19 protein-coding genes are annotated in these 20,350 nt (G+C 66.7%); 5 read left to right on the top strand and 14 right to left on the bottom strand.

What is annotated here, in order from left to right:
• Positions 1-12 precede the first annotated feature (12 nt).
• Together ACSC1Y_RS07770 and ACSC1Y_RS07765 are read right to left on the bottom strand one after the other, a co-directional pair.
• Positions 13-633: a histidine phosphatase family protein gene (locus ACSC1Y_RS07770; protein ID WP_435334183.1), complete on the bottom strand. Its 621-nt coding sequence runs from the start codon at positions 631-633 to the stop codon at positions 13-15.
• 75 nt (positions 634-708) lie between these two features.
• Positions 709-2,460 (bottom strand): twin-arginine translocase subunit TatC, encoded by a 1,752-nt coding sequence (locus tag ACSC1Y_RS07765; RefSeq protein ID WP_435334181.1) that lies wholly within the window; start codon positions 2,458-2,460, stop codon positions 709-711.
• Positions 2,461-2,565: 105 nt separating this feature from the next.
• Between ACSC1Y_RS07765 and ACSC1Y_RS07760 the strand changes: the two genes are divergently transcribed.
• Complete coding sequence (locus ACSC1Y_RS07760) at positions 2,566-5,004, top strand: twin-arginine translocase subunit TatC (protein WP_435334180.1); 2,439 nt, start codon at positions 2,566-2,568, stop codon at positions 5,002-5,004.
• A 77-nt stretch (positions 5,005-5,081) separates the two neighbouring features.
• A complete protein-coding gene (locus tag ACSC1Y_RS07755; protein ID WP_435334179.1) occupies positions 5,082-5,258 on the top strand; it encodes a ribbon-helix-helix domain-containing protein in 177 nt (58 codons plus the stop codon).
• A 46-nt stretch (positions 5,259-5,304) separates the two neighbouring features.
• Here the strand turns inward: ACSC1Y_RS07755 and ACSC1Y_RS07750 are convergent, their stop codons facing one another.
• Complete coding sequence (locus ACSC1Y_RS07750) at positions 5,305-6,087, bottom strand: 23S rRNA (uridine(2552)-2'-O)-methyltransferase (RefSeq protein ID WP_435334178.1); 783 nt, start codon at positions 6,085-6,087, stop codon at positions 5,305-5,307.
• A gap of 205 nt (positions 6,088-6,292) precedes the next feature.
• Between ACSC1Y_RS07750 and ACSC1Y_RS07745 the strand changes: the two genes are divergently transcribed.
• Positions 6,293-7,036 (top strand): DNA polymerase sliding clamp, encoded by a 744-nt coding sequence (locus ACSC1Y_RS07745; RefSeq protein ID WP_435334177.1) that lies wholly within the window; start codon positions 6,293-6,295, stop codon positions 7,034-7,036.
• A 288-nt stretch (positions 7,037-7,324) separates the two neighbouring features.
• Here the strand turns inward: ACSC1Y_RS07745 and ACSC1Y_RS07740 are convergent, their stop codons facing one another.
• The 9 genes from ACSC1Y_RS07740 to ACSC1Y_RS07700 all read right to left on the bottom strand — a co-directional run bounded on the left by ACSC1Y_RS07740 (position 7,325) and on the right by ACSC1Y_RS07700 (position 16,520).
• The gene (locus ACSC1Y_RS07740) at positions 7,325-7,921 is read right to left on the bottom strand and encodes a DUF7474 family protein (RefSeq protein WP_435334176.1); all 597 of its coding nucleotides are present in this window, start codon (positions 7,919-7,921) and stop codon (positions 7,325-7,327) included.
• A 64-nt stretch (positions 7,922-7,985) separates the two neighbouring features.
• The gene (locus tag ACSC1Y_RS07735) at positions 7,986-9,302 is read right to left on the bottom strand and encodes an MFS transporter (protein WP_435334175.1); all 1,317 of its coding nucleotides are present in this window, start codon (positions 9,300-9,302) and stop codon (positions 7,986-7,988) included.
• 70 nt (positions 9,303-9,372) lie between these two features.
• Positions 9,373-10,416: a 3-oxoacyl-ACP synthase gene (locus tag ACSC1Y_RS07730; RefSeq protein WP_435334174.1), complete on the bottom strand. Its 1,044-nt coding sequence runs from the start codon at positions 10,414-10,416 to the stop codon at positions 9,373-9,375.
• Positions 10,413-11,570 (bottom strand): branched-chain amino acid ABC transporter permease, encoded by a 1,158-nt coding sequence (locus ACSC1Y_RS07725; RefSeq protein WP_435334173.1) that lies wholly within the window; start codon positions 11,568-11,570, stop codon positions 10,413-10,415. Before ACSC1Y_RS07725 ends, ACSC1Y_RS07730 begins: the two co-directional genes overlap by 4 nt.
• 205 nt (positions 11,571-11,775) lie before the next feature.
• Entirely contained in the window at positions 11,776-12,789 is a 1,014-nt protein-coding gene (locus tag ACSC1Y_RS07720; RefSeq protein ID WP_435334650.1) for a branched-chain amino acid ABC transporter permease, read from the bottom strand.
• Between the two features lie 5 nt (positions 12,790-12,794).
• Entirely contained in the window at positions 12,795-13,505 is a 711-nt protein-coding gene (locus ACSC1Y_RS07715; RefSeq protein WP_435334172.1) for an ABC transporter ATP-binding protein, read from the bottom strand.
• Positions 13,502-14,317 (bottom strand): ABC transporter ATP-binding protein, encoded by an 816-nt coding sequence (locus tag ACSC1Y_RS07710; RefSeq protein WP_435334649.1) that lies wholly within the window; start codon positions 14,315-14,317, stop codon positions 13,502-13,504. Before ACSC1Y_RS07710 ends, ACSC1Y_RS07715 begins: the two co-directional genes overlap by 4 nt.
• Before the next feature lie 16 nt (positions 14,318-14,333).
• Complete coding sequence (locus ACSC1Y_RS07705) at positions 14,334-15,716, bottom strand: ABC transporter substrate-binding protein (RefSeq protein WP_435334171.1); 1,383 nt, start codon at positions 15,714-15,716, stop codon at positions 14,334-14,336.
• Positions 15,717-15,815: 99 nt separating this feature from the next.
• The gene (locus ACSC1Y_RS07700) at positions 15,816-16,520 is read right to left on the bottom strand and encodes a helix-turn-helix domain-containing protein (RefSeq protein ID WP_435334648.1); all 705 of its coding nucleotides are present in this window, start codon (positions 16,518-16,520) and stop codon (positions 15,816-15,818) included.
• Between the two features lie 138 nt (positions 16,521-16,658).
• Here ACSC1Y_RS07700 and ACSC1Y_RS07695 point away from each other — a divergent pair, with 138 nt between their 5' ends.
• Together ACSC1Y_RS07695 and ACSC1Y_RS07690 are read left to right on the top strand one after the other, a co-directional pair.
• Positions 16,659-17,408 carry a DUF429 domain-containing protein gene (locus tag ACSC1Y_RS07695; protein ID WP_435334169.1) on the top strand — a complete coding sequence of 250 codons (750 nt, stop codon included), beginning with the start codon at positions 16,659-16,661 and terminating at the stop codon, positions 17,406-17,408.
• A 38-nt stretch (positions 17,409-17,446) separates the two neighbouring features.
• Positions 17,447-17,815, top strand: coding sequence for a DUF7994 family protein (locus tag ACSC1Y_RS07690; protein WP_435334168.1), 369 nt, complete (start codon positions 17,447-17,449; stop codon positions 17,813-17,815).
• Between the two features lie 24 nt (positions 17,816-17,839).
• Here ACSC1Y_RS07690 and ACSC1Y_RS07685 read toward each other — a convergent pair whose 3' ends face one another.
• Entirely contained in the window at positions 17,840-19,441 is a 1,602-nt protein-coding gene (locus ACSC1Y_RS07685) for an AMP-binding protein (RefSeq protein WP_435334167.1), read from the bottom strand.
• Positions 19,431-20,243 carry an alpha/beta fold hydrolase gene (locus ACSC1Y_RS07680; RefSeq protein WP_435334166.1) on the bottom strand — a complete coding sequence of 271 codons (813 nt, stop codon included), beginning with the start codon at positions 20,241-20,243 and terminating at the stop codon, positions 19,431-19,433. Before ACSC1Y_RS07680 ends, ACSC1Y_RS07685 begins: the two co-directional genes overlap by 11 nt.
• Positions 20,244-20,350: the final 107 nt, after the last annotated feature.

The raw sequence follows: 20,350 nt of genomic DNA, 5'->3' as shown, positions 1-20,350 counted from the left end.
GGTCGGCCGAAACTACGCCCTGTCACCTTCCCGGACGACCGTGATACCGTCGTCTATCCGTACCTCGTTGACAGCGCAGTTCGCCTGGCCGTGCTCCGTCACGGCGGTCACGACGTCACGACCCTGCAGGTGGCCGAGGAGTACGTACAGCGGCAACCCGTGCGTGACCACGACGACCGTCTCGCCGGGGTCGCAGTCCTCGACGAGGCGCTCCCACGCATCGAGGACGCGTTCTCGAGTCGCGAGCAGCGACTCACCACCTTCCGGCACCGCGCGAGCCGCCGCGACGCCCGACTCACCGAGGTCGAACTCGGGATAGCCGGCGAACAGCGCCTCGTAGGAGAGTCCCTGCAGCACGCCGAAGTCACGTTCGCGCCAGTCGGCGTCGAACGAGACGGGCACGGTGAGCTCGCGGTTCACCAGCCGCGCCGTCTCCCGGGCTCGCCGGAGGTCGGACGAGACGAGCCGGTCGACGTCGAACTCGGTTTCCAGGTGGCGTCCGAGTCGCCGCGCCTGCTCGCGTCCGGTCTCGTCGAGCGGGGCCGGGGCCCAGCCCTGGATTCGACGCTCGTGGTTCCACGTCGTCCGGCCGTGGCGGACGAGGACGACGCTCGTCGGATCGACTGTCGTCATACCCGCTGGTCGACACGGAAGCCAGAAGTCGCTATCGGAGGAGATGCGGGGAACGGTGGGATGCCGGCCCGAGCGTCACTGGGCGTTCCGGCGCGCCCAGAGTGCCGCCAGCTCGAACAGGACGATGATACCACCGACGATGGCCGCCACCTGGACCGCCGGCAGCGCGATCTCGGTGATAGCCAGCGCCAGCACGGAGTTCGGCGAGGCGAGGTAGCCAGCCATGAGCGCGCCGAGCCAGACGAACGGGCGAACCTTCCGGAGTCCTCTCCACGCCGTGACGCTCCCGACGTAGTTCTTGTTCACGTAGGCAGCCACCTCGAACAGGAAGATGGCAGCCGCGCTGAACAGGAACGGCGTCGTATCACCCAGTCCGAGGGTCGCGAGCGGTTCGGCGACCGACGCTGGCACGCGCTCGTAGTACCCAGTCGGAACGGGTACCGTGCTGATGGCCACGCCGAGCAGGCCGGCCAGCGCCCAGACGTAAGGCCGCCAGCTCGAGAGCGTCTCTGCGAACGACCCCGCGTCCGAGCTGCCCGTCCACCGGAGCAGGAGCAGCGTGCCCTCGAACAGCGCGACCATCGAGATGGCGATGATGATGGGTGCCATCCCGGTCGGGTCGGGGGCGAAGACGAACGCGATAGCCACGAACGCACCCCAGAACAGCAGGCGCTTCGATTCGAGCCAGCGCCGGCTGGTCACGCCCATCATGATGGCGAGCATGATGAACAGCGGAATCTGGAAGACCACCGCCTGGAACGCCATCAGCGTGATGATGAGGTTGAACGTGTCGGAGAGCGCGAAGGCGATCTGGGCCGACCCCTCGGTGTAGTACATGAAGTACTCGAACAACGCGGGCAGGACGAGGAAGTACGCGAACGCCATTCCGGCGACGGCGAGCACGAGGCTGGTCGGGACCGATGCGAGGTAGTACCGGCGCTCTTTCGGGTACAGTCCCGGGCGCATGAACAGATACGTTTCGTAGACGAACAAGGGGAGGGCGACGACGATGCCGGCCAGGCTGGCGACCTTTATCTTCGTGAGGACGAACTCGAGCGGCGAGTAGACGTGGGGTCGTGTCAGCTCGCCCGCAGAGGGAAGCACGTCGAACCACATCGCCGTGATGAGCTGTTCCGAGAGCGGAATCGCGACCGCGCTCGCGGCCGCCGCGGCGATGATGACGATACCGAGCCGGCGAACCATCTCCTCGATGTGGACGGCCAGCGGCATCTCCTCGTCGTCCGGGGGCTTCTCGTACTCGAAGTCGTCACCGTCCTCGACGAACGTCTCCGGTGAGTCGTCGACGGTCGGTTCGGCACCGGGGCGAGTCGCCCCCGCAGCGTGCCCGACGGGGATGTCTTCGCCACCGTCGGCGTCGGCGGTCCGCGCGACCTCGCCGTCCGAACCGGATTCGTCCTCGGCCGTCTGGGGCGGGAGGTCCTCTGCATCCGGAATCTCCACCTCGTCCGCGGGCGTCTGGTTCGGGTCGGTCTCGTGCGTGTCCGGGACGAGACCGTGGTCGCTTTCGTCGCCGGCGTCAGCCGAGTCCCCGTCGTCTGTAGCCCAGTCGTCGGCATTTCCGTCGCCGTCGGCCGAGCCGTCCTCGTCGGCTGGTTCGTCGGCAGCATCGTCTCCGTCGGCTGACTCCTCGGACAGCTCGACGAAATCGAAATCGCCGTCGTCGGGTGTGTCGCTGGACGAGCCGTCGTCCCGCGAACCGTCGGCTGGGTCGTCCTCCCGGCCGTCGGGTGCGGTCTCTGACTCTCGTGGCTGGTGCTCGTCGTCGTCGACCTTCGAGAGACCAGACTCGTCGGGCTCGTCCGCCATCTACCTGAAGTAGACGCCCGCCGCGTTATAGACCTTTTTCTTACTCCGGTCTCGCCCCCGGAGAAGAAGATTGATGTTTGCGAGGTTGGTACCTCTCCGCATCCAATGAGTTCGGTCGTCGGAGAGGACACTGCGCGCACCATCAACGAGGGCCGAGAGACCCTCGGGGTGTTGCTCCGTCAACTGCAGTTACACCTCCAGAAAGTCTTCATCGCATTCCTCATCGGGCTGATGGGTACCATCTACGCCCTGCGTCTCTACGTCTGGGACTTCCTCCGCGACAACACCCAGCAACGGATGTCGCAGGAGGTGGCGACGCAAGTCGACATCATCGCCCGAACACCGTTCGACGTCATACTGCTCCAGTTCAAGATCGGGCTGTTCGTGGGCATCGTGTTCGCGCTCCCGGTACTGCTCTACTTCGGTCGCGACGCCATCGCGCGCCGCGGGTTCGAACCGAAGACGCCGCTCACCCGGTTCCAGATCGTCGGCATGTCCGCACTCGGTATCTTCCTGTTCGTGCTGGGGGTCATCTACGCGTACCTGGTCTTCTTCCCGTTCATGTTCCAGTTCCTGGCGACGAACGCCATCAACGCCTCCATCAAACCGAGCTACGACATCACGAAGTGGACCCAGTTCATCCTGCTGTTGACCCTCTCGTTCGGCCTCGCGGCGCAGCTCCCGCTCGTGATGTCGACGCTCTCGTACACCGAGATCGTCCCCTACGAGTTCTTCCGGAAGAACTGGCGGTACGCGTTCGTGCTCATCTTCGTCTTCGGTGCGGTGTTCTCTCCGCCGGACCCGTTCACCCAGATCATGTGGGCGATTCCGCTCATCTGTCTCTACGTCCTGAGTTTGGCGCTGGCGAAGATGGTCACCAACCTGCACAGAGGGGGAGAGAGCGGGGCCGACGCGGGCCTGCTCAAGCGGCGCATCTACCAGTACTTCCTGCTCATCGGCCTGGCGTTCACCGCGGCGTACAGCTTCTTCGCCGTCGAGGGGCTGCGGTACGTCAACTGGTACGTCCTGCCCAGGATTCCGGCTTCCTTCCGACCGGCAGACCTGACCGTCTGGCAGTTCGCGCCGACGAACGAGATCAGCGTCCTCAACCAGCTCATCGTCTCGGGCTACATCGCCATCATCGTCGGACTCATCGTGCTCGTCGCGTACTCGGCACGCGTCCTCCGGCAACCGACGGTCCCGCGTGGCGGCCACCGGATGGGTGACCCGGCGAGCATCGACCTCGATACGCTCGACGAGGCCGGCGTCCGGGCGGCACCCGAGGAGGTCTTCCTCGAACTGTCCGAGAGCCAGGCGCTCAAACACGCCCGGAAGGCGATGGACGAGGACAACTCGGACAAGGCACAGGCCATCCTCGACCGGTTCGACGCCGCGGTCGAGGCGAAGGAAGCGGCCGAAGCGGCGGAGTCTGGTGGAAGCAAGCCGAAGTCCCTCGCCGACCCCGCGAGCATGGGGATGTCCGACGACGAACCCGCCGAGGAGAGCGGGAACGTCATGTCCCGGACCGCGGCGGGGATGCTCAACCCGTTCACCGAGGAAGAGACCACCGAGGACGACATCGGCGGCTACTACTACGACCTCGCGTTCATCCTGCAGTCGCTCTCGTCCAAGTTCTTCCGCATCGTCGCAGTGTTCATGCTGACGCTGTTCGGGACGTTCGCGTGGCTGTACGGCGGTGGACTCGGCGACATCAAGCGGAACTTCATCTCGCGCGTCCCGCCAGCGATCCGTGGTGACCCCGCGGCCGTCGGCTTCGAGAAGTTCTTCGAGGCCGGTCAGCCGCTGACGGACGCGATGACGCTGATGCCCGGCGCGCCACAGGCCGCGAGCGCGGCTCCGACGAACCCCGGCGCGGTCGCGTCGTCGCTCCCGTACGGTGAGGTCGTCGCCGGCATGGGTGGACCGAGCGAGATCGGCCTCATCGTCGCACTGCACCCCGTCGAGGCACTCATCTTCGAGGTCAAGGTGAGCACGCTGCTCGCGGCGGTCGCGACCCTGCCCATCTTCCTCTATTACGCGTGGCCCGCGATGAAAGAGCGCGGCATCGTCGGCTCTGGCAACAACAAGACGTTCCTCGTCTGGGGCGTCGCCCTGCTCGTCGGCTTCGTCGTGGGGAGCTTCCTCGGCTTCTTCTACGTCGCGCCGACCATCATCTCGTACCTCGTCCAGGACGCCATCCAGGCGGAGATGATCATCTCCTACCGGCTGAACAGCTTCTTCTGGCTCATCTTCTTCACGACGGCCGGCATCGGGCTGTTCCTCGACATCCCCATCACGATGCTGTTGTTCCACACGGGCGGCATCGTGAACTACGAGCAACAGCGCCAGTACTGGAAGGTCGTCGTCGTGCTCATCTTCGGCCTCGCGGCCGTCATCACGCCGTCGGGCGTCCTCACGATGCTCATCATGGCCATCCCGGTCACGCTGGCGTACCTCATCGGGCTGTTCCTGCTCGGCGTACTGACGTTCCCGTGGCGCCTCCGTGGTGGTGGCGGCGGCACGAAGCCTGAGGAAGCGGCCTGAGCGCCCTCGCGATTCCGTTTTTCCAGCTCTCCCTGCCGCCCCGTAAGTCGTAAACCCTCTCCAGCGAATCCTCTGGTATGCCCAAGATAAGCGTCGAGATACCGCAGGAGCTGCTCGACGACCTCGACGAGCACGTCGGCGACGACGGGAAGTTCGTCAACCGGAGCGACGCCATCCGCTCGTCGATACGGAAGAACCTGGACATCCTCGACGAGATCGACGCCCGGCACGACCGGCTGGACGACGAGTCGTAGCGAGAAGCGCGAATGAGAGAAAAGCGCGGAGAGAGTAGAACAGAACCTACTCGTCGTCGACCGGCTTCGCGAAGCCGAAGCGCGGCTTCAGGCCCGTCACCTCGACGGTGAGCGTCTGGCCCTTCTCGGCGCCGTCGACGAACAGCGTGAAGTCCTCGACCTTCGCGACGCCGTCGCCTTCGCTGCCGACGTCCTCGATGGTCACCTCGAGCACGTCGCCGGTCGAGACCGGCGCGGTGAGGCGGTGCTTCGCGACGAGGTACATCTCGGACGATTCGTCACGCGAGGCCTCGGGCTTGGTGAGACGGACGTACTGGAACTCCGCTTCCATCTCCTTCTGGAGCGGCGGGAGGTCCTGCCCTTCGAACACCTTCACGGCGAAGTCGCCGCCGGTGTCGAGCACGTCGAGTGCGACCTCGTACGCCTGCCGGGCGAGGTGGATGGAGCGGGCGTGGTCGAGGTTGTACTCCCCGGTCATGTTCGGTGCCATGTCGGAGATGACCACGTCGACCTCGCCGCCGGCGACTTCCTTGACCCGCTCTTTCGTCTTCTCCTCGGTCATGTCGCCCTTGATCGTCTCGATGTGGGCGTCGTACTGGTCGCCGAAGTCCTTGATGCGCTGGAAGTCGACGCCGATGACGGTCCCCTGCTCGCCGACCTTCTCGGCGGCGACCTGCAGCCAGCCACCGGGGGCAGCGCCCAGGTCGACGACCGTGTTGCCGGGGCCGAACAGCCCCTCCTTCCGGTCGAGCTGTTTGAGCTTGTAGGCCGCCCGTGTCCGGTAGCCTTCCTGTTTCGACTTGTTGTACCAGTGGTCCTTTCGTGCCATGGTCGATTGCTGGAAGGTATCAGGCCGAGTCGGTTAGGGATGTCGCTCTGGAGTGCAAGGCGTCACCACGCTTCGACTTCGCTCTACTATGCTTCGACCTCGCTCTACTACGCTTCGACCTCGCTCTGTGTCTCCCTCGCGCGTCGCCCACGCACGCGAGTGAAAGGGTGTCTTTTTACGGGACGATTTCGTAGCGACACTCATCATGTTCAAGGCCATCGTGAGCGCGGATACGCTCAAGACGACGCTCGATTCGGTGAGCGTCCTGGTGGACGAGTGTAAGATCCACCTGAACGAGGACGGCTTCGAGATTCGTGCCGTCGACCCGGCGAACGTCGGCATGGTCGACCTGCGACTGTCTGCTGCCGCGTTCGAGTCCTACGAGGCCGACGGCGGCGTCATCGGCGTGAACCTCTCGCGGCTTGAGGACATCGCCGGCATGGCCGACTCGGGCCAGCTGGTCGAACTCGAACTCGACGAGGAGACGCGCAAACTGCACATCCAGATCGACGGGCTCGAGTACACGCTCGCGCTCATCGACCCGGACTCCATCCGCAAGGAGCCGGACATCCCGGACCTCGACCTCCCCGCGGAGGTCACAGTCGAGGGCAAGGACATCAACCGCGCCGTCAAGGCGGCGGACATGGTCTCCGACCACATCGCGCTGGGCGTCGATGCCGACAAGAAGACGTTCTTCGTCAACGCGGAGGGCGACACCGACGACGTCCACCTCGAACTCGACGAGGAGGACCTCATCGACCTGCAGGCGGGCAACGCCCGTTCGCTGTTCAGTCTCGACTACCTGAAGGACATGGACAAGGCCATCCCGAAGGACGCCGAGGTCACGCTCGAACTCGGCGAGGAGTTCCCCGTCATGATCCACTTCGACATCGCGGAGGGGCAGGGGACGGTCCTGTTCGTGCTCGCGCCGCGCATCCAGAGCGACTGAGTCAGTCGTTTTCTCTTTCCGTCTTTTCTCTCCTTGTCGCATCGTGAGTTCTCTCTTCCAGCGACGCCGAGAGTCCCGAGTCGGCAGAGCAGTCCACGAATCACGAGAGAACCGAGAACAGCGCCGCTACCACACCGCACCGAACCTCATCCTCCCCAGCCGACTCGCGCAACTTCGTTCCGCTCGTCCCTCGCACGACTTCTAGACTGGCGTCTCACAGTGTTCGACGCCAGTCTCAGCGCGCGCCAGACTGTCCGAGTCGATATCGTCGCCGCCAGAAACTCCGTCTCAGCGAACCCGGTCGATGACCGCCTTCGCCTCTCGCGCGGCCTGCTTCCAGCCGTAGCCGGCCTCGTAGACGTGCCGTTTCGAGTCGACGAGGTCCTCGGGCGACTCCTCCTCGAAGCCGCCGCGTTTCCAGGTGCCCGATTTGTCGAGCCAGTCGAGCACCTGTTCGCGGGTCTCCTCCCACGTCAGGCCGACCATCTCGTAGTAGGCGACCATCGCGAAGACGGCGTTGTCGTGACAGCCCGGAACCGAGCCCTTCTCGTATATCGTCTTGAGGGGCTCGTACTGCGGGGTCGACAGCCGCTCGCGGTACTCGTCGGGGTCCAGCAGCTCGAGGCGCTCGCGACGTTCCTCGACCCGCTGGACGCTTCTGAGGTAGGAGAGCGCGCCGTGGTGGAGTCTGTCCCAGTCGGAGAACTCGGCGACGGCGTCGCGGAGCTCGTCGTCGCTCTTGACGCCGCTGGAGAGGGCGGCGAGCACGTCGGCGTAGGCCTTCTCGACGGCCTGCCACGCGACGCCGGTGAACTCGCAGTCCGGGTCGTGCAGGTCGTTGGTGCTGCGACAGTCCGGACAGGGGTACTCGAAGTGACGCGCCACGAGTGGAGGCAGAACGTCGCGCGTCAAAGCCTGTACGGTTCTGGTTCGGATTCCGACCCACGAGTCAGTCCCGCACGAACGCCAGCAGGAGCGCCAGCACCGGAAGCAGGAGCAGCCCGCCGACGACGAACGGCACCCAGCCGAAGGCGAAGGCGTACAGCCCGGCCATCGCGGGCGGGCCGACGGTCCGACCGAGGCTGCCGGCTCCCTGCGTCACCCCGAAGGCGCTCCCCTGCCGGTCGGAGCTGGCCGACCTCGAGACGAGCGCGCCAAGCGCCGCGTTGAGCAGCCCGTTCCCGAACGAGAGCAGCGGCAGGACGAGCACGACGCCGAGTGCGCCCGCCGGGAGCGGTCCGACCGACGGGAGCACGAGCGCCAGCTCGGGCGCGAACGGGATGAGCGCGAGCGCGAGCGCGAGCGAGACCCCGCCCGTGACGGCCATGCGCTCGTCGCCCAGCCGGCGCGAAACCCGGCCGACCAGCCCAGCCTGTACGACGACGCCGAGGACGCCGACGTAGGTCAGAAACAGCGCAGCCTGCTCCGCCTCGTAGCCGAAGGTGTCCGCCAGCCACGGGATGAACGCGACCTGCACGCCGGAGAAGGCGACCGAGACGAGGAAGAACGAGATGACGAACCCCCGGAGGTTCGGGTCGGCGAGCGCGCTCCGGAACTGCGCGACGACGTTCTGGGCGCTCGCCGTCCCTGTTCCGTCACCGGCCACACCCCGCTCACGGTCCGGCTCGGGCAGGAACACGAGCGCTACGACCACGCCGAGCAGCGACATCCCGGCCGCGGCGAAGCTCGGCAGCGAGAACTCGGTCGCGGGGACGAACGCGGGGAACAGGTCCTTCGCCGCCGCCACGACCGGGTCGCTGGCGAACAGCCCGCCCAGCGCCGGCCCGAAGATGAACCCGAGGGCGAAGGCGGCTCCGAGGATACCCAGCGCCCCGGCCCGGTCCTCCGGCGGGGTCACGTCGGCCACGTACGCTTGCGCCGTCGAGATGTTCCCGCCCATCGCGCCAGCCAGCATCCGCGAGAGGAACAGGACCCAGAGCGCCCCGGCGAGGCCGAAGACGGTCCACGCGAGGACGCTCCCGCAGAGCGAGAGCACGAGCACGGGCCGCCGCCCGTACTGGTCCGACAGCCGTCCCAGCAGCGGCGCGAACCCGAACTGCATCAGCGAGTACGACGCCGCCAGCAGGCCGATGTAGAAGTCGCTGACGCCGAAGGAGCGGACGTAGAACGGGAGGATGGGGATGACGATGCCGAAGCCGACCAGGTCGAGGAAGACGACCAGCACCACGACCGCCATCGCCCGCCGGCGAGGGGTTCCTGCATCCCCGTCGGCGTCTCCAGTCGCGGGCTGCTGGGCGGCTGCCATGTGGTCTGGCTGACTCGTGGCGGCGGGTTAGGTGTTGTGAGTGTAGCGGGGGAAATTCGGGGCTCAGCCGTCACCGCCACGTCAGACACGTCGCCGCCCATGTGTAGCCCGTCCCCGCGGCGAGGAACAGCACCTCGTCGCCAGCCTCGACACGCCCCCGAGACAGCCCCTTGGACAGGGCGAGCACCTGGTCCGCGGACTGGACGTGGCCGTAGTCGTCGAGGTAGTAGGCGTCCGTCTCGGGGTCGCAGCCGAGGTCGTCGCACAACAGCTCGTGGAACGACCGCTTCACGTGGGTCAGGGCGAGGAAGTCGACGGATTCGACCCCACTCCGGTCCATCGCCGTTCGGGCGACCTCCTGGAAGTTAGGCAGGCTCACCTCGGCGAGGCGTTCCTTCATCGAGGCGTGGTCCGGCACGTCGAGGGAGTGCAGTCCCTGCTGGACCGTCTCGACACTCGGCGGGAGTTTCGACCCGCCTGCTGGCACCACCACGTCGTCGGCGAACGAGCCATCCGTCAGGGCCGCGCTCTCGCGGACAGTGGCACAGGTTCGCTCTGCTGGTGCGTCCGACTCCAGCACCATCGCACTCGCACCCGCGCCGAAGTTGAACATGAACGAGGCGGGCTCGTTCTCGTAGTCGACGAGGTCTTCCTCGCGGCTCGCGGCGACGAGCAGGGCGGTGTCGACGTGGTCGGCGAGCAGCTGGGCCTTCGCCTGCCGGATGGCGACCGGCGCGCCGGCACAGAGCGTGTAGCTCTCGGTGGCGAAGGCGTCCTCGCAGCCGAGCCGGTCGGCGATGTTGGCAGCGGCGGACCAGACGACGTGGTCCTTGTACTCGCTGCCGTGGTACAGGAGGAGGTCGACGGCAGCGGGGGAGATGCGGGCGTCGTCGAGGGCGTCGCGGGCGGCTTCGACGGCCATGTCGGTGCAGTGGTCGGCGTCGGGGGGACAGACGTGCTTCTCGCGCAACCCCATCTTCTCGACGACGATTTCCTCGGGTATCCCGCTCCTGTCGGCGACTTCTGCACCCGAAACGGTGGGGGCTGGCGTGTACGTGCCGAGACCGGTGAGGGCCACGTCAGCGGGGGAACCAGCTGTCTTCCAGCCCGTCATCGCAGGTACCGCTCCACGTGAGCCGGGAGGCGCTTCGCGACGGTCCCACCGAGGCGCTCGCGGAGCGTGCCCAGCAGGCCGTGCGGGACGTAGAGGACGAACAGGACGAACAGCAGGCCGATGTAGAGTCCGGCTCGGCCGTTGAGGAACACCTCGATGGCCTCGGCGACGGTGAAGCCGTTCCAGAGGACGGTCTCCAACGTTTCCTGTCCGAGGTGGCCGCGGAGGTACGGCAGCAGGCCGCCGCCTTCCTTCGAGAGGAACTCGTGCAGCCCCTCGTGGAACAGGCGACCGAACAGCGGCCCGGCGAGCGTCCCGAAGCCGCCGATGATCGACGCCAGGAGGGCGTCCCCGGCGGTGAGGAAGTAGAACGAGTTCTCGGGCGCGACAGAGCCGCGGTAGCCGGCCAGCAGGCCACCCGAGACCGCGCCGAAGAAGCCGGAGATGGCGAACGCGCCCATCTTCACGCGGAACACGTCGTAGCCGACCGCACGAGCGCGCTCTTCGTTCTCGCGGATGGCGACCATCGCCCGGCCGAACGGGGAGTGGACGATTCGCTGGAGCGCGAAGTAACTCACCAGCACGACGAGGCCCACCATGTAGTAGGAGACCTCAGTCGGCGAGAGCGCGACGGTGTGGCTGATGGGCGAGAGGAAGCCGAGGCCGGTCAGCTGAACGAAGTCGAAACCGAAGACGAACTGGTCGCCGAGCAGTCGGCCGATGCGCATGTTCAGGGCGTCGACGTAGGGGATTCCCACGGCGAAGCCCTCCGAGACCGACGCGGAGACGCCGTCCTGCGGGTTCTGCGAGACGTAGTCCCAGTTGGCGAACAGCACGTACAGAATCTGGGAGAAGCCGAGCGTGATCATCGCGAAGTAGACGCCCGAGAGCCGGAACGACACCGCCCCGATGGCCAGGGCGAGGCCGACGGCGAGGAGACCGGCGACGAGCAGGCTCACCATGAACGGCGTCTCCGGGCCGAGGATGGGAACCTTCCCGTTCGCCACGAGGATGACGAAGTACGCACCCAGCCCGTAGAAGGCGGCGTGGCCGAACGAGAGGTAACCCGTGTAGCCGCTGATGAAGTCGAACGACATGGCGAACAGTCCGAAGTAAAAGACCGCGACCATGGTGTCGACGCGAGGGAGGACCATCGCCATCTCGGCGGCGACGGGCGACGCCAGCAGGAAGGCGTAGACGAACGGGTAGAGCCCGAGCAGCAGGACGACCGCGAGGTGGACCGACTGCTCGCGGGCGTACCGGACGAGGTAGTGTTCGTCCGAGGCGGTGCCGGTGGCCGTCTTCGCGACCGACTCCGAGCGCGTCGACTCGCCACCCGACGGTTCCGCGGTCGATTCGCTAATGGCCCCCCACCTCCGCGACGCCGTAGAGTCCCTGCGGGCGGACGACGAGCATCACCACGAGGATGAGGAAGATGACCAGCTCGGGGAGCTGGGAGAAACCGACGATGTCGCTGGTGAACAGCTCCGTCGTGAGGGCGTCGACCAGCCCGACCAGCACGCCCGCGACGACCGTGCCACGGAAGGTGCCGAGCCCGCCGACGATGACGACGACGAACGCCGGGAGCAATACCTCCGCCCCGAGGCCGATGGTGGCGGCCCAGGCGACGTCCCACATCAGGAGCGTCCCGGCGATACCGGTGACGCCGACGCCGACGCCGAAGACGACGGTGAACGCCTGCCGGATGTCGATGCCGAGCGCCTCGGCCATCTCCGCGTCCTCGCTCCCGGCGCGGATGTACAGCCCGTACCGGGTGCGGGTCAGGAACGCCCAGAGGCCGGCGGTGACACACACCCCGAACAGTATCTCGAACAGGTCGAGTCCGGCGACGTTCGTCCCGAGAACGGAGAGACTCTCGGTCGGCGAAAGGAACGAGGGCTTCGTCCCGAGCGCCTCCTGCCACTTGGTCGTCGGCTGGATGCCGTAGAAGTGCAGCACCATCCGCAGAACCTCCTCCAGCACCAGCGTGACGCCGAAGGTGAGCAGTATCTGATACAGCGGTGGGCGGTCGTACAGTGGGCGGATGAGTTTGACCTCCAGCAGGCTCCCGAAGGCGGTCAGGAGCGCGAACACGACGACGACGGCGACGAAGAAGGCGCCGAGTCTGGCCACGTCTCCGGTCATCTGCGAGACGAGCAGCAGGACGACGAGCCCGCCGAGGTACGCGCCGATGGCCGTCAGCGAGCCGTGGGCGAAGTTGAGCACGCCCATCAGGCCGAAGATGAGGGACAGCCCGGCGGCTATCATCACGTACAGCGAGGCCTTCGAGAGCCCGTCGACGAGCACGCGGAGGATGACGCCGGGGTCGAGGAAGTGGAGGACAGCCTCGACCAGCGACGCGAGTGGGAGCATCGAACTCACGTCAGGTACCTCCGTATCTCCTCGTCGTCGGCACTGACGCCCTCGGTCGTGTCCGTGTGAACGACCTGCCCGTGGTCCATCAGGTAGAACCGGTCGGCGAGGTCCATCGCCAGCGGGAAGTTCTGTTCGACGAGCAACAGCGAGGTATCGGCCGAGACCGAGCGCAGTGCGTCCGCCACGTCCGCCACGATTTTCGGGGCCAGCCCCTCGCTCGGCTCGTCGACGAGCAACAGGTCGTTCTCGCCGACGAGGCCGCGGGCGATGGCGACCATCTGCTGTTGGCCGCCCGAGAGGTTACCCGCCTTCCTGTCCTGGAACTCCGCGAGGTCGGGGAACGCGGAGAACGCCGTCTCGAGGTGCTCCTCGACGTTCTCGCCACCTTTCACGGCGACGCGAACGTTCTCCTCGACGGTGAGTTGGGAGAACATCCGCCGGTCCTCGGGTATCCAGCCCATCCCGGCGCGCGCGACCTCGTGGGTCGGATTCCGGGTGACGTCCATCCCCCGGAAGTGGACGGTTCCCTCGCGTGGCGGGGTGAGCTGGAGGGCAGTTCGGAGGGTGGTCGTCTTGCCGACGCCGTTCCGTCCCACGAGGGCGACCGTCTCGCCGGGGTCGACGTGGAGCGAGACGCCCTCCAGGATGTGACTCTCGCCGTAGTAGGTGTGGACGTCGGTGAGTTCGAGCAGGTGGGAACCGTCTCCGGTCATGCCGTGCCACCCTCGGAATCTGCCGCGGTCTCACCATCGGCTGCCAGCCCGTGGTCCGCGTCGGGGTCGTACCCGCCGAGATACGCCTCCTGTACCGCGTCGTCTCCCCGGACAGTCTCGGGGTCGCCGTCGGCGATGAGGCTGCCCCGGTGGAGCACCGCGATGCGGTCGGCGAGATCCATCACGACCTCCATGTTGTGTTCGACGAGGAGGACCGCGTGGTCCGCTGCCACGTCGCGAATGAGGTCGACCACGCCGGAGACGCTCTCGCTCGAGACGCCCGCCGCTGGTTCGTCGAGCAACAAGACGTCCGGGTCGCCCGCGAGCGCGATTGCGAGTTCCAACTGGCGCTTCTCGCCGTGACTCATCGTCCCGGCGACGGTCTCCTGGTGGTGCGAGAGGCCGACCCGGTCGAGGATGGCCTCCGCCTCAGCGACGTACTCGGGGAAGGCGTCGACGTTCCGCCAGAAGCGGGTCGTCGCGTTCCCGTGGGCCTGCGCGGCGACCCGGACGTTCTCCAGCACGGAGAGCGTCGGGAAGACGTTCGTGACCTGGTAGGAGCGGTGGACGCCGGCCGAGGCGGTCTCGTGCGGGCCGAACCGGGTCACGTCGGACCAGTCGCCGTCGACCCGGAACTCGACGGTGCCGGCGGTCGGCGACAGGGTGCCGGTCAGCAGGTCGAAGAACGTCGTCTTGCCGGCGCCGTTCGGACCGATGAGTGCACAGCACTCGTCGTCGTCGAGCGAGAAGTCGACGCCGTCGACCGCCGTCACCCCGCCGAACCGCTTCGTCAGGCCGCTCGTTCTGAGCACCTGTGCGGCCATCGGCCTACAGCGAGCACCCCATCTGGTCCGAATCCTTCGGGATGGTGACCTCGTCGGCCGAGACGCGGGCGACCGGCTCGCCGGGCATGATGGCCGCTCCCCAGTTGTCCGACCACTCGTCGCTCGTCGGGACGGGGTACGCGACGGTCATCTCGGAGCGCGCCTGGTTGTTGTACTCCTGGTAGACGTAGCCGTCTTTGCCCTTGGGGGTGTCCGCGACCGTCATGCCGCGCATCGCGGACGCGATGTCGGCGCCTTCGGTCGAGCCGGAGGCGTCGACGGCCTGGTGGACCGAGGAGGCGGCGGTGAAGGTCCCGGCGGTGAACAGGTCTGGGACCTTGCCGTACGCACTGGTGTACATGTCGACGAAGGCGGTGTTGATCTCGTTGTCGTACTGGTTCCAGTGGTACCGAGTGGTGAACGGCCCGACCTCGGCGTCTTTGATCATCTGTTCCTTCAGGGGTTTGCCGAGGACGTTCTGGAGGACGCTTCCGACGACGGAGTTGGTTATCTCGGTGGCGAAGCCGCCGAAGATGCGGACGTCGTAGTTCGCCGCGGTCGTCATGAAGTTCGGCAGCGTCGCGACGGTGAAGCCGCCGACGACGGCGTCGGCCCCGGAGTCGACCGCGGTCTGGAACAGACCGTCGAACTCGGAGTAGCCCTGCGGGACGAACTTCGTCCCGGTGATGGTGATGCCGTTCTGCTCGAGGACGTTCTTGTAGTTGTTGACGACGGCTTTGCCGAACGAGTAGTCCGCCCCCATCAGGAACACCTTCTCCACGTCGGTCTCCTTCGCGACGTAGGTGCCGCCCGAGCGGGCGTCCATCGCGGTGTTCTCGTTCGCGCGGAAGACCTGTTTCGAGCAGGTCTTCTCGCTCGACGTGATGTCGGCCGAGGCGGCCGGCCCGGCGATGAACGGGATGTCCACGGCCGGCGTCTTGACGACCGTCTCGATGACGCGGGTCGCGGCGGACGACGACGAGCAGCCGAACAGCAGGTCGACTCCCTCGTTCTGGACGAGGTCCGTCGCGACGGTCTGGGCCGTATCGGCGGAGAACTTGGTGTCCTTGAAGTGCAGCTCCCAGGTGACGTCACCGTCTTCGACGGTCTTCGTCCCCGTCTTGATGCCCGTCAGCGGGTCGGTATCGGTCCTGTAGGCCAGTCCGGAGAGGAAGCCCCAGATGGACTGCATCCCGTAGTACTGGAGGTCGCCGGACATCGGCTGCATGATGCCGACCTTGACGGTTCCCGATGCCGATACGTCGGCCTGGTTCGTCGTCTTCGACGTACCCCCACCGTTCGGTCCGTTCCCGCTCTCGTCAGGGTTCCCTCCGCTCGTACAGCCAGCGAGACCACCGACGCCGACGGTCCCCAGCGTTCCCAGCATTCGCCTTCGTGAAATGTGCACGCGCGACATGGTAGCAGTATCGGCAGATGGCTGGCAAAGTTTGCGAGGTTAACATATCAACCTCGGTGTGAGAAGCAGCTACTCGTCGAGTTCCGACAGCGCCTCGACGACGCGGTCGACCATCTTCTGCTGGCCGCGTCTGAGGTTCTTCGAGACGGCCGGCTTCGACACGCCGAACTGGTCGGCGAGGTCGCCCAGCGTGGTGTCACGTGGGCTCTGGAAGTAGCCCTCTGTGGCCGCCGTCTCGAGCGTCTCGCGCTCGACGTCCGAGAGATCGCGACAGCCGTCGATGAGCGCCATCGCCGCGCCCGCGTTCTGGACCACGTCGTTCATCGTCGGCAGTGCGGTATCGTCGCGGGCGACCACCTCGAACTCGTTGTCCCGTTCGAGTTCCGAGAGCGTCCCGTCTGCCGCGCCGGCGTCGTCGAAGCCGACGTGCCACAGCTCGCTCCCGTTCTCGATGTAGAAGGGACCGGTGACGTAGCCGTCGTTCCGACGGATGGTCGCCATCGCGTCGGTCTGGCCCATCACGGTCTTCAGGTGCGCGACGTTCTCGCGCTTGGCGAGCAGGTCGATGTCGTGCATCTGCTGGTGGTCCTGCAGGGCGTGTAACCCGTTGTCCAGCGCCCCCCTGTCCGCTCCCTCGACGACCATCCGACACTCCAGCTCCTCTGCCACCGGATTGAACTCCCAGTGCGCGGCGGCGAAGGCGACGTCGTGGTCCGCGGTGGTGTCGATGAACGGGCAGTCGTACTGCTCCATGTCCATCGAGATGTCTATCATGGCTCTGAGTATCGTCGTGTACGATAGTAGACTCATCAGCTGATAAACGTTGTCGTGGTACCGGCTCTGCGGATGGATGTCGGCATGAACTGTCATGCTCTTCGAGGGGTACTTCCCGGTCGGGGTCGGAGACCGAGCATGGATACAGCGCAGTTCGTCGGCGCAGACGGGAGCCCGGACGGGTGGATCGCGGTCGGGTACGACGACTCGGGGTTCGTGGGTGTCAACCGGTACAGTGACATCACGGAACTCTGGGACGACGGGCGGGATGCCGAGACCATCCTCGTCGACGTCCCCATCGGACTTGCGGACGACGCGGCGGCCAGAGAGCCTGAACGGGAGGCGCGGCGCGTCCTCGCCGGGCGGACCAGCAGCGTGTTCAACGTCCCGATTCGGTCCGTCCTCGACGAGGAGGACTACCACGAGGCTAACCGGAAACAGAAGGAGACTATCGACAAGGGTCTCATGCAGCAGACGTTCAACATCGCGCCGAAGATACGCGAGGTCGATGTCCTCTTGCGCGGGGACCGCGACGCGACACAGGATGTGCTTCGCGAGGCCCATCCCGAGGTCTGCCTCTGGGCCTTCAACGACGGGACGCCGATGCGGTTCTCGAAGACCGGTCAGCCCGCGGCCGCCTTCTGGGAACGCGTCGCGGTCCTCGAGACGGTCGAGGACGACGTGCTCGGACAGCTCCGGGAGGCAGGGAAGACCGTCCGCGACTGGACGGACCCCGAACTCTCGAACGACGACCTCATCGACGCCTTCGTGCTGGCACTCACCGCGAGAGAAGGAGCAGGGGACTACAGGACGCTCCCCGAGGAGCCGAACAGGGACGGCGAGGGCCTCCGCATGGAGATGGTCTACGCCGGCCCCGGTGGCGACTGAACCGAAGAAGTATTGATTTACCAACACTATCGGAGCGTATGAACCGCCGCGTCGCTCCCGTGGTCGGGGCCGGACTCCTCGGGCTCTCCGGCGCTTCCGTCCTGTTCACTCCCACACTGTTCGCCGAGCCAGTCGCGATGGTCCGCTTCGCCCTGTTCGGGCTCGGTGGCGCGTTACTGCTGGCGAGCGCCGTCGAGCTACCGAGGGTCGGGCGTCACCAGCTGGTCGGGCTGGGAGAGGTCTGTCTCGCACTGGCACTCCTCGCGATGACGCTATCGGGCGTGTACCGGTTCGACGAGTGGTGGCTCGGCCCCGCCCTCGGGCTGTTCACTGCACTTCCGCTCCTCTGGATCGGACTCAGGCGCACTCTGAGCGTCCACGAGGCCGGACTCGAGTGGGGATGGTGACCGGCGTTCCGCCCACCGTCACCCTCACTCCACGCCGAACCGCTCCTTCACGGCTTCCCGGTCTATCTTCGACGGACCCGAGGTCGGCATCTCGTCGACGAACGCCAGCTGGCGCGGCCGCTTGAACCGGGCGAGCTTGCCGTCGAGGAAGTCGGTCAGTTCGTCGAGCGTGAGGCTCTCGTCGCCCTCGACGACCGCCTTCCCGACCTGCCCCCACTGCTCGTCGTGGACCGGGACGACGACCACCTCGGCCACCTTCGGGTGCTTCGAGACCACGGCCTCGACCTCCGAGGGATAGACGTTCTCCCCACCGGAGACGAACATGTTCTTCTTGCGCCCCTCGATGGAGACGTAGCCGTCGTCGTCTCTGCGGGCGAGGTCGCCGGTTGAGACCCAGCCGTCTCCGAAGGTCGCCGCGGTCTCGTCCGGAGCGTGCCAGTAGCCGGCCGCGACGTGCGGCGAGGCGAGTTCGAGCTCGCCGATCTCACCCGCTGGTACCTCGTTCCCGTCGGCGTCCACGATTCGTACGTCGACGTGCATCGCCGGAACCCCGACCGTCTCGCTCTTCTCGGGGGGCCAGCCGTCCGGCATGGCGAAGTTGTTCGGCCCACACTCGGTGAGACCGTAGCCCTGCGAGAGGTCGACGCCGCGGGACCACCACTCCTCCATGACCGATTCGCGGCAGGGCCCGCCGCCCGATTTGACGAACCGGAGCGAGTCGAGGTCCGCGTCGGCCCAGCCGTCGGCCTGGGTCATCATCCGGAGGACGGCCGGGACCGCCACGAGTACGGTCGCGTCCCGCTCGTCGACCAGTGCGAGAACCTGCTCGGGGTCGAACTCACGGGCGATGACGACCTCGGCACCGAGGTGGAAGAACGGGACCGTGAGGACGTTCCAGCCGCCGGTGTGGAACATCGGGAACACCATCGGGGTGACGTCCTCGGGGCGCAGCCCCCACGCGGTGATGGTGTTGAACGAGTTCCAGACGATGCTCCCGTGTGTCAGGACGGTCTCCTTCGGTGTCCCGGTCGACCCCCCCGTATGGAGGAAGAGATGCGGGTCGTCCATCGTCAGGTCGGCGGTGTCGACCCGGCTGCCGTCGTCGGGAAGCTCGTTCTCGAAGGAGTCGAAACCTGACTCGCCCAGCCCCAGGACCCGGCTATCGTAGGCACAGCCCCCGCACGCCAGCGCCTTGCGGACCAGCTCGTCGAACGGTCCCTCCACGACGAGCAGTTCCGGGTCGACGTCTGCCAGGAGTTCGGCGAGCTCTCTCGATGCAAGCCGATGCGAGAGCGGCGCGAGGACGCCACCCGTCTTGCCGGTCGCGAAGAACAGGTCGACCAGCTCGGGGCGGTTCCGGGAGACGACTGCAACGCGGGGGCCCGCCTCGCCCGGCTCCAGCGTCGCATCGCGCTCGACCCCGTGTGCTCGCAACAGGCGTGCCGTCCGGTTCGCCCGTCTCTCCAGCTCGGCGTAGGTGTACGACACGCCCGTGCTCGCGTCGCGCAGGGCGACGCAGTCCGGCGAGAGTGCGGCACGCCGCTCGGACCACGCGCCGACCCAGTCGTACGGACGACCGGCGGCTCCACCGACGCCGGCACCACCGTCCGACCGCCTAACGCGCATGGTCCTCGAGATGCGTCCGAATCCGGGCTGTTACGGGGTCCGCCTTCTCGATGAAGAACAGGTGTGAGCCGTGCTCGTACAGGTCAAGCTCACTGTTCGACAGCCGTTCGTGCAGCTGCGTTCCGTTCTCGACGGGAAGCACCCGGTCTGCAGTGCCGTGCATGACGAGTGCGGGCAGGTCCAGTTCGCCGAGCCACGCGGTGCTATCGAAGGCGTCGACCGCGCTCGCCTGGGCGAGCCGGGCCGGTTCGGGTGCGTCGGAGGTGAGCCGCCAGTCGATCATCTCCTCGACGAGCGCGTCGTTGTCGTCCCAGAACTCGTCGGACATCGCGGGCTGCATCTTGTAGCGGAGCGCCTCGCGCTCGTCGTAGCTCTCCGGAACCGAGAACATCCGCCGCTGGGTCGACTCGGGCGTCGGAACCGCAGCGTCGCCGCCGTGGGAGGTGCACAACAAGACGAGGCTCGCGGCCCGGTCGTAGTCGTGGGCGTACTGCTGGGCGGTCATCCCGCCCATGCTCGCACCGACGACGTGGGCCGACTCGATGTCCTCGGCGTCGAGAACCACATCGAGGTCGCTGGCGAACGCCGGGATGCTGTAGGCCGCGTCATCGGCGGGTACGTCGGACTCGCCGGTTCCCCGGTTGTCGAAGACGAGCGTCCGGTAGTCGGCGAGCCGGTCTCGCTGGAACGACCACATCCAGCGAGCGTAGCCGAGTCCCTCGCAGAACGCGACGACCGGCGCGTCGGCGGGACCGTCGACCTCGTAGTCGATACGGACCCCATCGTTGTCTACCTGTGGCATACGCTAGCCTCGCCCGACCGGATAGAAAAGCACTCGTTTCACATGTTAACCTTCGACTGTTGCGGCGCGACCCGTACCGCCGGTCCGGGTCCCTGCCGGGGATTATG

The sequence above is a fragment of the Haloarchaeobius lipolyticus genome, from assembly GCF_051208015.1.
In the GTDB taxonomy this organism is placed as follows: Archaea; Halobacteriota; Halobacteria; order Halobacteriales; family Natrialbaceae; genus Haloarchaeobius.
Note: the sequence above shows the minus strand (reverse complement) of the source record. Positions and strands in the feature narration are given on the sequence as shown.